Raw genomic sequence first — 15,640 nt, 5'->3', positions numbered from 1 at the left:
CAAAGGAGCAAAAATGGGCATATTGGATTGGGTGTTAATCGTTTTTTTGATTGTGGTTTTTGTCGGTGGAAGTGTGTGGTTTTTACGCATTGCATATAGCGATGAAGACAAAGATAACAAAAACAACGGGGAAGACAAATGATTTTGGTGCATATTTGTTGTTCGGTGGATAGCCACTTTTTTTTGCAAAAGTTACGCGAAAAGTTTTTAGATTCTAAACTTATCGGGTATTTTTATAACCCAAACATTCACCCAAAGGCAGAATACGATTTGCGCTTAAGTGATGTGAAACGAAGTTGTGCGATGCTTGATATTGAGCTCTTTGAGGGAGAATACGAAACACCACATTGGTTTAATGGTGTCAAGGGCTTAGAAAATGAACCAGAAAAAGGCGAGCGATGCGTAAAGTGTTTTGACATTCGTCTTATACAAAGCGCGATTTTTGCAAAAGCGCGGGGGATTACGCGATTTACCTCTACACTCTTATCAAGCCCTATGAAAGAGCAAGAGATTCTCTACGAGCAGGGGGACAAAATCGCACAAGAGCATAATTTGGAATTTATAAAACTTAATGTCCGCGCAAATGGCGGCACTCAAGAGCAAGCTGCCCTTGCCAAAAAAGACAACCTGTATCGACAAAATTATTGTGGTTGTGAATTTGCGCTCAATAAGCAACGCGAAAAATCTAACAAAATCGCTTTGGAGCTCATCGAAAATGTTGGTAGGCAATTTCTCCCAGCAAGCAATGAAGATAGAATCCGCACTTTCGCTCGGCGCGATGAACTTGAGCAAACACACACACCATATATTTTATCCAAGCGCACCATTCTTGCGTGGCGAGTGCTTCGTGCAAGCGCACGATGTGGCGATGAATCCATTGACATATATGTGCTATGCAACTCTCAAAGCAAAAATGCCACAAAGACTTCAAGCATTGTATGGACAAAAACGCTTGTCCCATCTCCGCATTTTCTCGCACCATTTTTGGTGCAAAATGACATTGGGTTAGAAAAGATGCAACAATCGCTCCCACAAACCACCCCAACAATGCAAAGCGTATTTGTAGGATTAGCAAGCAAAGATGATAGTATGTTTCTTAGCGTAAAGGACATTAACGCATTGTGTGAAACTTCATACGCTAGCGTGCGTGAAATGCTACAAAATCCATTACCCTATGAAGTAGAATCTGCACTTAGGATTTGTTTATGTGGATTTGGAAGTATCAACCCCATTGTTGTGCTTGATACGAGGCGCACTATAAGTTTGCGCCTCAGCATTTGCTCTGTATTTCAAGAAGAAAATGTGTTTAGAATCACCGAAGAGATAAAAACGCAGTAATACCTACTCAAACTCCACGATAATCATACCCGCGAACAATTCATCTTTATAAAACTCTACTCTATACATTTTTTCTGCACTATCCACAGAAAATCGCTTTTGTATTTTGCTTTTTTGCACGAGTGTATCAAATTCTTGCGGTTTGTTAGAAGTATCGCCCGGTTTTACAAAACCAATCACATTTGCTCTGTATCCCTCTTTTGATTTGATATAAAAACTCTCTTTTGTGCGCACAATAGAGCCAATAGCAACTTCACGCTCCTCGTTATCAAGCAACATTTTCACCGAAGAAAGCGAATCATCAAAACCCAAATACAATGGCTTTAAGCGTCCCATTGTGCGATTGCCATATTTTATGTCAATAAGCGTGCTGTTGCTCGTGTGGGCTAATCCCAAAATATAGCTTTTAGAATCGAGCTTTATGCCTTGCAAGTCCTTTTTTGCGCTAAGTGGCATTGGGAAATAATTAAGCGGGCTTTTTAACCCAAAAATAGGAATTTGAATGTTTGATTGAATGCTTAGCGTGATAGAAGTATCATTGATGAGTTTTGCCACTGCTTGTGGATTAAGCTCAAAATGTCGCTCAAACTCGATTCCCAATGCGTGTAAAAAGCCCTCGATTCCAAGCAGATGATAATAAGTTTTTTCCCTTAGAGGCAAGGTTTTTGAGGCTTCGTGAGCAAATGCTGGCTTGTTATTAGTAATAGCAAAATAAGTGAGGGATTTTTGCATTTCTGTGTCTTTGAGTGCGGTATGGGTATTGCGGATACGATATTGGTGGAAAGGCTTTAGCAAGCCCTTATTGGTGTGCTCAACAACTTTGTTGATAATATCGTGCAGATTCCCAAAATGCTCAACATTGATAGAATTTTGGTCAATAATAGAGCAATTCCCCCATCGCCTTGGTCCAAACATTTCATTCACATATTCTTCGCGATAAAACCCGCTCCCATCGTGCATATGAAATATCGCGCTCACCTCTGGTTTTAAAATTTCTGCCTTAATCTTTTGTATAACGCCATATTCTGGGTCTTTTGCACTAAGTGTGGCAAATTTACGATTTAAATCCCCAAACACACCACGATTGTTAAAAAACATTGAATGCGGGCTAAGAGATGGGACTACACGCACATTGCCTTTTTTGATAGTGTAATATTGGAGTAAAATATTTGTGGCATTATACGCTCCGGGCTCATCACCTTGAATCCCAGACATTATAAGCGCAAACGGTCCATTAGGATTTTGTGTAGGCATATCATAGACTTTAAAATCAATAGGGCTAACCTTGCTGTCTGCCTCCACACCAAAAGCAACGCAGACAAACAACAATGCCAACAAAAATGCCCTTACACCAAAATTCATAATGCCCCTAATCTTCAAGTTTAATAAAAAATAAAAGACAAAAAGTATAACACAAAAACACAACAATCTTTGCTAAACGCCACACATTTATCAAACCAAAAGCACTTCGTTTTTGGTATTTTAGGAATAAAATATGCTTTGTGGTTCAACAAGTTTATCTTTAGGAGTTAGCTCAAATGGAACATCTCAACACACAAACAATACAAGGCTTTGCTCATAGCAACCAAGAAGGTGCTACACAAAACGCTATTAAGCAATTTAACCAAGACAGCAAGGGTCTTAATGAATTTATCGGGGTGTTGCAACTTGGAAATATCGCCCTTAGCAAGATTGAGTGCGAACTTGCTAGGCTAGATTCTTTGCAAACCAAAGAATCTAACCCAGCCTATATCCACGCAAAAAGCACCGTTTTTGTCCAAGTGCAAAACATTATCAATGCAAGTGCATTTTTAGGTATGCCAATTTTTGAAACCAACTTTACCTCCAAAATAAATGGAGAATTGCACGAAATATGCTTTGAAAATCCACTCAAAGCAAAAGACATCGCCTCTATGAGTGCATATATAAAGGACAAAAAGCAAGAATCTAATGAGTTGCTTTCATTGCTCTCTGCCGCTCTCCTTAGTGGTGGCGATGATGCGCGCTTTGAGCAAGTTAGCAGTGCGGATTTATCGCGCCTTTTTAAATCATAATGCTTCGATTCGCACCCTCGCCCACAGGCGATATGCACATTGGCAATTTGCGTGCCGCCATTTTTAATTACATTATCGCCAAACAAAGCAAAGAGCCCTTTTTAATCCGCATAGAAGACACCGATACAGCAAGAAACATAGAAGGCAAGGATAAAGATATTTTAGCCCTGCTCAATCTCTTTGGTTTGCTGTGGGATAAACTCGTTTATCAAAGCGACAACTTCGCTCATCACTTGAAAATCGCAGAATATCTCATCGCTAAAGATTTGGCGTTTTATTGTTACTGCACTCCAGAGTTTTTAGACAAAAAACGCGAAGAATTTATCGCACAAAAAAGAGCGTTTCGCTATGATGAAGCGTGGGCAAATGAACAAAAAGATTCCAATCCAAACCCCGTGATACGACTAAGAGGGGCAAAAAATGATATTGTTTTCAAAGATTGCATTAAGGGGGAATTGCATTTTAGTGCCCAAGAAATTGATAGCTTTGTGATTGTCAAGCAAGATAAGATTCCTACTTATAATTTCGCGTGTGCGGTTGATGATATGCTTTATGATATTAGCTTTATCGTTCGTGGAGAAGACCACACCAGCAACACACCAAAACAGATTCTTATCCACAAAAACTTAGATTATCCCAAAGACATCAAATACGCGCATTTGCCCATTATTTTAGGGGAGAGCGGGAGTAAAATGAGCAAGCGCGATAGTGCTTCTAGTGTGAGCTGGCTTTTGGAGCAGGGCTTTTTGCCAAAAGCGATTATCAACTATCTTGTGGCAATGGGAAACAACACACCAAAAGAAATTTTTACCCTTGATGAAGCGATAGAATGGTTTGATATAAATAAAATTGCTAAATCGCCTGTGAAGTTTGATTTAGCACGCTTACGCTTTATCAATAGAGAACATTTAAAGTTGCTTAACGAGCAAGAATTTGCCCTGCTTTTAGAATCTAAAGACCCAAGTATCGGGGGATTAGCAAAACTTCATCTCCAAGAAGCAAGCACGCTTAATGAGGTGCGTGAAAAAATTGACTTAATCTTTAACACAAAAGATATTTACGCCACTTATGAGGGGCAGGATTTCAGCACGCAGGCGCAGATTCTTTATGAATGCTTTTGCGCGCTTATGGATTCTCATCACAACGCGTTAAATGACTATGAAGAGCTCAAAAAAGAATTGATGTCGCGCAGCAAGCTTAGTGGCAAAATGTTTTTCAAGCCTCTTAGAATCTTGCTAACAGGCAGGGCACAAGGTTTGGAGCTAAATGAGATTTATCCATTTTTGCGACTTTTCTTACGCGATATTATACGCATAAAACCCAAAAACTAGCCTCATAAATGCGGGGCAAAAAAGCCCTTAAGTATGGAATCCACGCGCTGTATGGCATCAGTCGCACTCTCATAAATAACCTCATCAAATACGCGCTCATCGATACTTTGAGATTGCTCAAGATTGTTTAGAATCTTTTTGCCGATGCGAGGATTAAGCGCGAGCAGACTGCTAATGTCTATCACGCTCCCGCTTGTGCCCACCACCAGCACACAATCACACTCTCTTAAAGAAGTAAAAACTTCATACATTGTTGCATACAATGGGGCTTGTTCGTAGAAAAATACAATTTTTGGCTTTATTTTTTCATAGCCACACTGCACACAAGGCTGAGAATTATATGCCTCATAACCAATGGTGGTAACATTCTCACAGCGCGGACAAACAAGTTTGATAAGCTCTCCGTGCAAATGCACCACATCTTTTGCCCCCGCACGCTCGAGCAAATCATCGACATTTTGTGTAAGGTATATCACTTCTATACGCTCAGGGCACTTTTTGTTTGATAATTGTGCGTTGAGCGTTTGTGGCAAGGTGGCGAGATATTGGTGCATTGCATTTGGAGCGACATTTTTAAGCTCGGCTCGGCGCAAATTATAAAAATTATGCACGAGTGTGAAGTTTTTCTCCCAATTTTGGAAATTACACACTTCCATTGGGTCATAATTTGCCCACAATCCATTGCTATCGCGGAATGTCGCTACGCCCGATGGTGCGCTTAGCCCAGCCCCGCTAAAAACCACTAATTTTGGCATACAGATTCTGTGCTAAAGCACTTGGTTAAGAAGCGTTTGGATTTTTTGTTTTGAATCTGGCTCAATAAGTCGCTCTATTTCTTGCCCGTTTTTATACCCAATAAGTGTCGGTATTCTACGCACGCCTAGTGCATCTTTTAGAGCCGATTCCTTATCGATAGAGATATGATAAATATGTGTTTTGTCTTTATATTCCTTGCTTAATTCTTCTAAAATTGGCTCGATTTTGCGACAATCTGGACACCAAGAAGCCCCAAGCACCACCAAACAAGAATCTTTTTGAATAACCGTTTCATATTGCGTTGCATTTATTTGTTCGACCATATTGTAATCCTTTGTGATAAGTTATAATCGCGGAGCTAGTTTATAGTGTTTGTTTAAATGTTTAGTAAAGGCGATATAAAATTTGACTTTGTGTTAAAAACATAAATAATCCCGTGCCTAGCGCAATGGCAATAAATTCTACGCGAATACACAAATACATTATCACCACCGCAAGAGTAGCGAGTATCTCATTAAATGGCAAAGTCGATAAAGAAGTATCCTTATAGCAATATACCAGCAAGATTCCCATACTCGCACTAGGTGTAACTTTGCCAAGGTAAGTAATAAAATGTGGAATCTTCTTGGCAAAAAGCACAAAGGGCAATGCGCGTGTCGCAAATGTCCCAAGCGTCAATGCCAAAACAAATATGGTAAAATCAAATGCACTAATCATTGCAAGCGTCCTTTTTAGTGCTTGTATGAGAATCTGTGGGAATGGTGCTTTTGGGTGCAAAAATAGGCTTGCTTAACGCAAAAAACACAACACAAAGAGCCATCGCATACAACAAAAAATCTGCTCCAAAAATAGCCAAGCTCACAATCCCAATCCCAGCACCAATGAGAGCCAATGTTGCGTTTTTCTTGCATTGTTCTAAAAAAATCACAATAAAAATGGCGTTCATCACAAATTCAATGCCCTGCGTGCTAAAGCCTTGCGCTTGTATGCTCTTAGCAAGCAATGCCCCCAAGCAACCACCAACCACCCAATAAAATTGATTGAGTGCGGAAATATAAAACATAAAAAGCGGTTGATTGTGTGGGTGTGTTTTTACATTTATAAGCGCGAAAGTTTCATCGGTGAGAGAAAAAATCATATAAAATTTTCGCACCTTAGTATAATCTTGGAATCTATGAAGCATACTAATGCCATAAAAAATATGGCGCGCATTTATCACTAAAGCAAGCACCACTAAAGCAATAAAATCAAGTCCTTGTGCGAGCAAAGAAACCGCGACAAATTGCATAAGTCCAGCATAAATACACACGCCCATAATAAATGCGTGTAAAACGGTGTATCCAGCATTTCCAAGCAACACACCAAATGCTCCACCAAGCAACAAATACCCAATCATAATAGGCAAACTCGCATAAAAAGAATCTCTAAAAACCAATTTCTTAGGGTATGGCGTTGTATCAGTCATTGTGTTGCTTTGGTGGGAGATAAATTACATTTTTGTTTTTGCGTGAATGCCAAGCAAAGAAAGCCCAAGACTTAAAGATTGCGAAACCGCAAGCAAAATTTTTAAAATTGGGGTTTGATGGGGATTATCTAGGATTCTATGTGCGTTATAAAAGCTATGCAAAAGGCTTGCGAGCTCGCGTAAATATTCGCAAATTTTTTGCATTTCTCTTTGTGCAAAACTTGATTGTATAACTTGATGAATATTTAATGCGCAAAAAAGCAGGTTTTGGGCGTCTTTGGCGATAGTGCAGTCCTTTTGTCCTAAAAATTCTACAATACTTGATTGTGTGATTTGTGCTTGTGTGAGATTTGACTTTCCTAGTAGTGTGTGGATTCTCGCATTTGCATAGTTGATATAAAAAACGGGATTGTTGGAATCTTGCTGACTTAGTGTGTGAATGTCAAATTCTAAATGCGTATCGGGCTTTTTAGTAAGAAAAATAAAGCGCAAACAATCCGCACCAATCTCATCCACTACATCACGCACGAGAATATAAGTGCCAGCGCGTTTGCTCATTTTATAAGGCGCGCCATTTTTTAGCAAACTCACCATTTGGGAGAGCAAAATCTCTAATTTTTTACTCTCATAGCCCAAAAACTCTAGGCTTGCCTTTACTCGAGCGATATAGCCGTGATGGTCTGCCCCCCAAATGTTAATATAACTATCAAACTTTCGCAAAAACTTATCACGATGATAAACAATATCCCCAGCCAAATAAGTTGGCTCGCCATCTTCACGCACAATAACCCTATCTCTTTCATCGCCCTTTTGGCTAGATTTAAGCCATATTTTGCCCTCATTTTCATACACGGCGTCATTATTTTGCAAGATTTGCAGTGTTTCTTGCCATTGGCTAAAAATAGCCCTCTCACTCACAAAATTATCAAAGCTAATGCCTAAATCAGATAAATTTTGTTTAATTTCTGCAAGCATTAAATCTTTGGCAAATGTGCTTAAAGTGGCTATTGCTTGAGTGTTGTGAGAATCCGTGAAAATCTGCGCTCCAAAAGCACCTAACGCCTCTTTAGCGATATTTTGTATATACTCGCCTCTATAACAATCCTCCTCCCATTCCTGTGGATAGTCATTATTTTGTGCCATAAACACCGAACGACCGAGCTTGGTAATCTGTGCGCCCGCATCGTTAATATAATATTCTGTAACAATATCATAACCCAAAAACTCTCCCACGCGCTTTAAGCTATCGCCAAAGACAGCTCCCCTTGCGTGTCCTATATGGAGCGGTCCTGTCGGGTTGGCACTCACATATTCAAGCAAAATGCGCTGGTTGTTTTTGGGTTGTGCAATAAAATATTTTCCACTTAGCGCGCTCGCGCATAGGGAATCTAAAAAGCTCGCGCTTAAAGTAAGGTTAATATAACCATTGAGTTGCGAAGCTTCGCTAAAACATTCGTGTTCGTTGAGCTTTTGACAAATTTCATTAGCAATGGCACTTGGCGATTGTTTAAGGATTTTTGTAAGCACAAACGCCACAGGCGTAGCAAAATGTCCTAAATCCTTGTTTTTAGGACGCTCTATGGGAATATCAATGGGTGAAATATTAAGCGGAGAGAGAATCTCGGTGTTTATGAGATTCTCTAAAAGCGATTTTATCTGTTTGTGCATCTGCAAAAATTATTTTGTTAAGCTTGTGTGCTTGGTTTTTGCTCATTAGCATTGGTTCGTGTGATGTCCTTGTTGGCATCTTTTGGTAGATTCTCTGGCTTTTTGTCTTCATCGTCCTCTTCATTTATAGCTTTTTTAAAGTTCTTTACCCCGCTACCTAAGCCTTTCATTAACTCTGGGATTTTTTTCCCACCAAAAAGCAACAACACAATCACCAAAATAACAATTATTTGCCACGGACTTGGTCCCATATTTCACTCTCCTTACAATTAAATAAGCCACATTATAGCAAAAAAGGCTTAAATATAATGCCAATTTTTTGCTAGGCTAGAATTTTTATCGCTATTTGCATAAAACAAACTTTTAGCAATACAAACGATAGCCTCCCTCGCCTCGTTTATGTCATCATTTATAATGACAAAGTCAAATTCGCCTAAATGTTGCATTTCACTTTTAGCTTGGGCGAGCCTTAGCTTTATGGTTGCTTCATCATCGGTGTTGCGCATTTGCAGGCGAGATTTTAGAATCTCCGCGTTTTTGGTGGTGATAAACACGCTTTTTACTGCGTTGCCAAAATGTTTTTTAATGCTTGTGTGTCCCTGCACATCGACATCAAAAACCACAAGCCTGCCTTGCTCTAATGCTTGTGTGATTGGCAACAACGAAGTGCCATAGTAATTATTATGCACTTGTGCGTATTCTAAAAACTTGCCCTCTTTAATGTGGGTGAGAAACTCCTCCTCACTCACAAAGTGATAATGCACACCATCTTGCTCACTCTCGCGCTTAGCGCGCGTGGTAGTAGAGATAGAAAAATACGCATTAGGGATTTTTGCTAAAATTTCTGCACTCAATGTGCTTTTCCCACAGCCACTAGGACCTGATAGGATAAGCAATGCGCTCATTTTTTGGCGTCCTTAAAACTTATGTTAATAGAGACTTCCATTCCATCAAGCAGCGTTTTTAACTCATTGCTTGCCATAGACTGCAACGCGCCCTCTAAAGATTTGCCTATGGCATTTTTCACTGCATCTATTTCAGCTGGCGAGACAGCGGATTGTGAGTGAGGTTGTGCCACCTCATCGCTTGATGTGCTATCTTGTGGGGTTTGCGACTCCGCCAATGGCTCCTCACCCAACGCTTCTGCCACTTCATTTTCATTAAGGTTGCTAAAGTCTTCCGTGCCTTGCGGGCTAGATTGGGAATCTTGGGCTATGTCAATGTCCGCCACATCATCTGTGGACGCGCTAGGCTCATCTGCAGGCATTTCTACATCTGCTAGAGCTACCTCATCAAGCGCAATATCCTCGCCCAACTCATCAGCTACGCTTGTCTCTGCGCCACTTTCTTGCACATTGTCTTCTTGCGGGAGAGATTCTGTAATATCTTCTAATGCAACCTCTTCAGCCTCTTGTGGGGCTTGTGTCGCTTCATCTTGTGGCATCTCTGCCACCTCTGTCGCTGGCTCTGGCTCTTCTTTAGCTGAGACCTCATCTTGTGAAGCCTCGCCTAACTCAGCACTTGTATCAGCAAAAAACTCTTGGGCTTGCTTGGAATCAGATTCGCTATCTTGACTTTCTTGCGCGGTAAGCTCGCTCGCTTGGGCGACTTCATCGACCTCATCGTGCGCGACCTCATCTTGGATTGAAGATTCTTGTGGCACTTCATCTTGCGCGGGAGATTCTGGAGATTCTTGGATTACATCTTCTAGCTCTTGGGCTTCTTGGTGGGATTCTTGGGTGGTGGCTTCTTCTTGTGGGGTAGATTCCACCTCATCGCTAGAAGTTGGTTCTTGGGTTAAATCTATGGAATCTAAGTCTAACTCTTGGGCTTCTTGCGTAGATTCATCAGGTTTATCCGCAAGCTCTAAACCAAGTGCGTCTAAATCCAAATCGCTTTCACCAGCTGTATCGGATTCACTAGGAGATTCGCTTGCCTCTGCTAAATCTGGTATTGCGTCCTCTGTAGATTCGCTTGGGGTAGATTCTGTCGCTGGTTGGGAGGCTTGCTCTTGTTTTGTCTCTCCATTGGATTCATCGCCGATAGCATCAAGCAGTTCGCTTACTTCACTTATTTGCTCCTTATCAAGCACTTGTGGTTGTGTATCGCTTGCCTCTGGAGCTAGGGTTGCTGGCTCTGCTTCAGCTTCATTGTCCTCTTTGGTGGTTGGCTCTGGGGGTGGTGTGGCTGGTGGTGGAGTGTCTTTGGCTTCTTCTTGTGGGGTAGATTCTGTTTCATCGACCAAATCATCAAGGTTAATATCATCAATATCAAGGGATTCTGGTGCTTGTTCATCTTTATGTAAATCCGTATCTGCGAGCAATTCTTCTGTGCTTATTTCTTTGGCTGGGGGCTCGCTTGCGGATTGCTTGGCAAAGCTATCATTGACTTTCTCTTGTGGTGAGGCTTCTGGGTGTTTAATATTGAGCTCTTTTGAAAGCAAATCAAGGCTTGAAAGAGAATCTTCAGCCGTGCGCATTGCGCGTGTAGCCTGCAAGACAGAATCTACACTCATATCTTCTGGCACGACCTCCTCTTCTATGGATTCAAAGCTATGCTCCTTTTTAGACTTGGCGATTTCTTCGATGATAATGTTTAAAATATGCGTGGGGATAAAGGGTTTTTTAATATACTCGCTAAATCCGCTATACATTTCCTTAGAATAGATAAGGCACGCACGGCGATTTTTTAGAAGCTGTTTATATTTTGACTTATCAATACTATAACACCCATCATCAGCGATGATGTAATCATATTTGGCAATGTCGCCGATTTCACTAGGCTCACGCACTGTTATAAGTCTCACATTTGCTTTGGCTGCCGTAACCTCAATAAGCTTTTGAACAATTGGATTGGTGTTAATAAAGAGAATCTGCATTGCACGCCCTTATTATTTAGTTTTATAAAATCGTTAAAGCTATTAGGGTATTATAGCCAAACAATTTAGTTTTTAAGGAATGTTAAATGAAAAAAGTTTTTCACTTGTGGATTGTTTGGTGCGCCTTAGGCTTTGCTCAAAGCATTTATTTCCTCCCTAACGAAAACAAAGAGGCTTTAAACGCCCTTACATCTGCACTCTCAAATGCACAAAGCGAAATTAAAATCTCCATTTACACTTTTACACATCGTCAAATTGCCAATGTCTTGCGCGATAGTGCCAAAAAAGGCATAAAGGTGCAAGTCATTTATGACAAATCACAAAACCTCCAAAGCAAAAACTCTACCATTGGTTACCTAGCAAAATATAAAAATATTGCTGTTTGCACGCTGGAGGGATTAAAAAGTGGCGACATTACAGGAATAATGCACCAAAAAATGGCAATAATTGACAACAAAACACTTATTATAGGCTCGGCAAATTATTCAAAACAAGCATTTGAACGAAGTTATGAGTTGCTTTATTTCACACAGCAAAATGAGGTGGTGCAAAAGGCGGTGCAAAATTTTGAGACAATGTATAAAAACTGCACGCCCTTTTGAACAAAACCTTAACAAACAAATACAAATATTATCATTTTTATATTACAATCCCAAACATTGTAGCAATGCCTCAACTTATGGGGCAATGCTACACAAATTTAACACAAAGGATACATTATGAAACATTCTATAACAATCATTGGTGGCTCTGTGGCGGGACTTACTTCCGCGCTTATTTTAGCAAGTGCAAAAGGTGAAAAACTTGATTTTGACATCACCATTGTCGATGAGGGCAAGGGGGATTTGCACGGTGCAGCAATTTATAATGCGCCGCTATTCCCACTAGGAGCAAAGGCTGATGAGATTTATGCGGGAATCAAAAAGCAAATAGATTCTATGCTACAAGTGCGTTACATCAAGGGGAAAGTAAATGAGGTAAGCGGGAGCAAAGGAAACTTTGAAACAAAGGGGGAGGGATTTTCCCCATTAAAAAGTGAATATGTCATTTTTGCCACAGGGGCGGGCGAATTTGACATTAAGGGCTTTGAATCGTTTGTGCGACCACATACACTAATCCCCAAACCAAATAAAGTGCGCCTAGAGTGGAGTGGCAGACAGGAAGTGAAGCCCGGGGCGTATGTAGCAGGCATTGCTTCTGGGATTACCTCAATGGTAACAACAACCATTGGAAGCGCGAGTGAAGCAGCGTGTGCGATTTTAAGTGATATAGCTGGTGAGGTTACTTATCACCACGACACGCCAACATCAAGAAAATAATCCTAACTACCCCTTTGGTGGTAAAACTACCACCAAAGATTCCACTTAATAGCTCCCAACAAAAAGCCCAAGTGCTAATGAACCACCCACATTACTTAAGTTCTGCCCAATTTGTCGCAACGCTCACATTGCATTTAAGCGGGACATTGAGCGTATAAACGGAATTCATTATGGATTCTATGTGCGGGAGATAATCTTTTGCGCTTTGTTCTGGTGCTTGGAAAATAAGCTCATCGTGCACTTGCAAAAGCATTTGCAAATCGCTTGTGTGATACCGCCTATGAAGCTCAAGCATACCGAGTTTAATCAAATCTGCCGCACTCCCTTGAAAAATGCAATTTACCCCCTCGCGCAAAAAGTTTGCTTTCATAAATTCGCTCGTATTAACAAAGTCAAAATATCGTCTCCGCCCTAAGAGCGTCTGAGAATAGCCATTTTGGAGCAAAAGTTCTTTTTGTGTGTGAAGATAGTCTTTTACTGTGGGAAAAAGCTCAAAATAACTATCAATATAGTGTTTCGCTTCTTTGGTGGGGATTTTTAGCGTTTCGCCAAGTTTCCTTGCGCCCATTCCATAAATGAGCCCAAAATTTATACTCTTGGCAATCGGGCGCTTGCTTTGAGCTTGAGATTCTCCAAAAAGGCGCAATGCCGTCTCATAATGAATGTCTTTGTCCTGCATAAATGATTGTATTAACAAAGAATCTTGACTAAAATGAGCCAAAAGACGCAACTCAATTTGAGAATAATCCACGCTAATGAGCACGCAACCCTCTTGGGCGATAAACCCCCTGCGAATCTCGCGCCCATATTCACTCCGCACAGGGATATTTTGCAAATTAGGAGATTTGGAGCTTAATCGCCCCGTAACCGTGCCTGTTTGCAAAAATGAAGTGTAAATTTTGTGCTGTGGATTTTGCTTAGCATATTTTAATAATGGCTCAATATAGGTATTTTTAAGTTTATTCATCTCTCTGTAATCAAGGATTAGAGGAATTATAGGGTGAGAATCTACAATTTTATTAAGGGTGGCTTCATCGGTGCTTAAACCGCCCTTGACCGCTCTGCCACTTTGCAAGCCAAACTTATGAAAAAGCAAGTTTGAGAGCTGTTGGGGAGAATTGATGTTAAAATTTTCGCCCGCTTGCTCATAAATCTCTTTGGTTAGTGTGTGTAAAATTTTGCTAATTTTGTCATCTTGTCGCTCAAAGAGTGTCGTGTCAATGCGTATGCCCCTTGATTCCATAGCACAGAGCACTTTGATGAAAGGAAACTCCAAATCGTGTGCCAACTTAAGAATCTCGCCCAAATCTCTTGCATCAAACTCGCCTAAAAGGTGCTTATACAGGCAAAATGTCGCTACGGCATCTTCTGCGGCGTATTCTGCGGCGATATGCACTTCGACATTAGCGAAGTTTTTCTCTTTATCCACCACACTATCAAAGCTAATCATTTTATGATTAAAGTGTTGTGCCATTTGCTTATCCAATCCCACAGGCTTTGCAGAATCTAAAAGCCAGCTTAAAATCATCGTGTCGACAATTTCGCCCTGTGGCTCTATGGAAAAGTTTTTTTTCACAAGGGCTATGTCAAATTTTAGATTATGCCCGATGATGGGGTGGGCAAAAATCATCTCAATGGCTTTTTTCGCCTCTTGTTTTGGAATCTGTGTGTTTTGATTCGCGCCTAAGTAGGTATGTGCGATAGGGACATAATAGCCCTTTTTCCCATCTAGGCAAAAGCTAAAGCCAATGATGTTTGCTACCCTTGTATCAAGACTATCGCTCTCTGTATCAAAGGCGATTTGGGCTGTGCTTGATATGCTCTTTAAAAGAGCGAAAAGGGCATTAGAATCTGTTATAACTTCCCATTCATACTCAAACCTTGTGTGGGTGTCTTTTGTCTCTTTATTTGGGTTTTTTTGCACTGCGTTTGCATATTTGGCATTTTTTGATGTTGCTTTGGAATTTGGTCCTAAAATTTTATTTAAAATCCCCTTAAATTCATATTCTTCTAATTCATTAACAATGTGCAAAAGGGGATTTTGGCTTGGCATTGCACAAGCGGCAAAGTCAATCTCTAGCGGAATGTCGCGCACTAAAGAAACAAGTTGTTTTGAGATAAATGCTTCGTTTTTAGAATCTTCAATAACTTTGGCAAGGCGGGGAGTCAAAATGCCCGCAATTTCATCGGTGCGTTCATAAAGTGATTCCAATGAACCAAAATGTTTGATGAGTTTGCACGCGCTTTTTGCCCCGATGCCCTTAACTCCACTGATATTATCCACACTATCGCCAACTAAACTTTGATAATCCACAAACTCGCAAGGCAACACACCAAATTTTTCCTCGCATTCCCTCTCTCCAATAAGTCTCTTTTTTATAGGGTCATAAATATGTGTTTGGTCGTTAATAAGCTGATAGAGGTCTTTATCGTGGCTTATTATGCGCACGCTTAATCCTTGCTTTTGTGCGAGCGTAGCCACAGTGGCGATAATATCATCGGCCTCGTATCCCTCTACGCTAAGGTTAAACAAATTCATTTTGTTAATCCACTCTATGGCGATTGGAAGCTGTAAAACCAAATCTTGTGGTGTTTCTTGGCGATTTTGCTTATAGGGAGGATAAAGAATCTTGCGCCTATTTACCCCTCCGCCCTCTAGGGCGAAAATTATATAATTGCATTGCTCATCTTTATAGAGACTTGATAAAAGATTACAAAACCCTAAAAGCAAGCCTGTTGGGAATCCATCTTTGTTTTTAAGTGGTGGAAGGGCGTAAAAAGCGCGGAAAAAAAAGCCAAAAGTGTCTATTACCGTGATAGTTTTCATTTAG

16 protein-coding genes are annotated in these 15,640 nt (G+C 40.6%); 6 read left to right on the top strand and 10 right to left on the bottom strand.

The window, feature by feature from the left end:
* Window positions 1-13 precede the first annotated feature (13 nt).
* Both ACWIUJ_RS08675 and ACWIUJ_RS08670 read left to right on the top strand, forming a co-directional pair.
* The gene (locus ACWIUJ_RS08675; protein ID WP_454150209.1) at window positions 14-142 is read left to right on the top strand and encodes a hypothetical protein; all 129 of its coding nucleotides are present in this window, start codon (window positions 14-16) and stop codon (window positions 140-142) included.
* Complete coding sequence (locus ACWIUJ_RS08670; protein WP_454170310.1) at window positions 139-1,338, top strand: epoxyqueuosine reductase QueH; 1,200 nt, start codon at window positions 139-141, stop codon at window positions 1,336-1,338. The genes ACWIUJ_RS08675 and ACWIUJ_RS08670 overlap by 4 nt, the downstream gene beginning before the upstream one ends.
* A 3-nt stretch (window positions 1,339-1,341) precedes the next feature.
* Here ACWIUJ_RS08670 and ACWIUJ_RS08665 read toward each other — a convergent pair whose 3' ends face one another.
* A complete protein-coding gene (locus tag ACWIUJ_RS08665; protein WP_454150213.1) occupies window positions 1,342-2,700 on the bottom strand; it encodes a M99 family carboxypeptidase catalytic domain-containing protein in 1,359 nt (452 codons plus the stop codon).
* Between the two features lie 176 nt (window positions 2,701-2,876).
* On the opposite strand from ACWIUJ_RS08665, the gene ACWIUJ_RS08660 reads away from it, so the two are divergent.
* Together ACWIUJ_RS08660 and gltX are read left to right on the top strand one after the other, a co-directional pair.
* Entirely contained in the window at window positions 2,877-3,392 is a 516-nt protein-coding gene (locus ACWIUJ_RS08660; RefSeq protein ID WP_454170308.1) for a flagellar FLiS export co-chaperone, read from the top strand.
* On the top strand, window positions 3,392-4,723 hold the full coding sequence (gltX, locus tag ACWIUJ_RS08655) for a glutamate--tRNA ligase (protein WP_454170307.1): 1,332 nt from the start codon (window positions 3,392-3,394) through the stop codon (window positions 4,721-4,723). Before ACWIUJ_RS08660 ends, gltX begins: the two co-directional genes overlap by 1 nt.
* Before the next feature lie 2 nt (window positions 4,724-4,725).
* On the opposite strand, the gene ACWIUJ_RS08650 is transcribed toward gltX, so the two are convergent.
* The 8 genes from ACWIUJ_RS08650 to ACWIUJ_RS08615 form a co-directional block, all read right to left on the bottom strand.
* Window positions 4,726-5,478: an SIR2 family NAD-dependent protein deacylase gene (locus tag ACWIUJ_RS08650; RefSeq protein ID WP_454170305.1), complete on the bottom strand. Its 753-nt coding sequence runs from the start codon at window positions 5,476-5,478 to the stop codon at window positions 4,726-4,728.
* Window positions 5,479-5,490: 12 nt separating this feature from the next.
* Entirely contained in the window at window positions 5,491-5,802 is a 312-nt protein-coding gene (locus ACWIUJ_RS08645) for a thioredoxin family protein (protein WP_454150221.1), read from the bottom strand.
* Between the two features lie 61 nt (window positions 5,803-5,863).
* Entirely contained in the window at window positions 5,864-6,196 is a 333-nt protein-coding gene (locus ACWIUJ_RS08640; RefSeq protein ID WP_454170303.1) for a branched-chain amino acid transporter permease, read from the bottom strand.
* The gene (locus tag ACWIUJ_RS08635) at window positions 6,189-6,944 is read right to left on the bottom strand and encodes an AzlC family ABC transporter permease (RefSeq protein ID WP_454170301.1); all 756 of its coding nucleotides are present in this window, start codon (window positions 6,942-6,944) and stop codon (window positions 6,189-6,191) included. The genes ACWIUJ_RS08640 and ACWIUJ_RS08635 overlap by 8 nt, the downstream gene beginning before the upstream one ends.
* A 24-nt stretch (window positions 6,945-6,968) precedes the next feature.
* Window positions 6,969-8,612, bottom strand: coding sequence for an arginine--tRNA ligase (gene argS, locus ACWIUJ_RS08630; RefSeq protein ID WP_454170300.1), 1,644 nt, complete (start codon window positions 8,610-8,612; stop codon window positions 6,969-6,971).
* A gap of 17 nt (window positions 8,613-8,629) precedes the next feature.
* Window positions 8,630-8,863, bottom strand: a complete 234-nt coding sequence (gene tatA, locus ACWIUJ_RS08625) for a twin-arginine translocase TatA/TatE family subunit (RefSeq protein WP_454150228.1) — start codon at window positions 8,861-8,863, stop codon at window positions 8,630-8,632.
* 48 nt (window positions 8,864-8,911) lie between these two features.
* A complete protein-coding gene (gmk, locus tag ACWIUJ_RS08620; RefSeq protein ID WP_454150230.1) occupies window positions 8,912-9,517 on the bottom strand; it encodes a guanylate kinase in 606 nt (201 codons plus the stop codon).
* Window positions 9,514-11,490 (bottom strand): hypothetical protein, encoded by a 1,977-nt coding sequence (locus ACWIUJ_RS08615; RefSeq protein WP_454170298.1) that lies wholly within the window; start codon window positions 11,488-11,490, stop codon window positions 9,514-9,516. Before ACWIUJ_RS08615 ends, gmk begins: the two co-directional genes overlap by 4 nt.
* Before the next feature lie 86 nt (window positions 11,491-11,576).
* On the opposite strand from ACWIUJ_RS08615, the gene ACWIUJ_RS08610 reads away from it, so the two are divergent.
* Together ACWIUJ_RS08610 and ACWIUJ_RS08605 are read left to right on the top strand one after the other, a co-directional pair.
* Window positions 11,577-12,092, top strand: a complete 516-nt coding sequence (locus ACWIUJ_RS08610) for a phospholipase D-like domain-containing protein (RefSeq protein WP_454150233.1) — start codon at window positions 11,577-11,579, stop codon at window positions 12,090-12,092.
* 117 nt (window positions 12,093-12,209) lie between these two features.
* Entirely contained in the window at window positions 12,210-12,809 is a 600-nt protein-coding gene (locus tag ACWIUJ_RS08605) for an NAD(P)/FAD-dependent oxidoreductase (RefSeq protein WP_454150235.1), read from the top strand.
* Window positions 12,810-12,900: 91 nt separating this feature from the next.
* Here ACWIUJ_RS08605 and polA read toward each other — a convergent pair whose 3' ends face one another.
* Window positions 12,901-15,636 carry a DNA polymerase I gene (polA, locus tag ACWIUJ_RS08600; RefSeq protein ID WP_454170296.1) on the bottom strand — a complete coding sequence of 912 codons (2,736 nt, stop codon included), beginning with the start codon at window positions 15,634-15,636 and terminating at the stop codon, window positions 12,901-12,903.
* Window positions 15,637-15,640: the final 4 nt, after the last annotated feature.

Source organism: Helicobacter sp. 23-1046, assembly GCF_053654635.1.
This window is presented reverse-complemented; position numbering and strand designations above follow the sequence as displayed.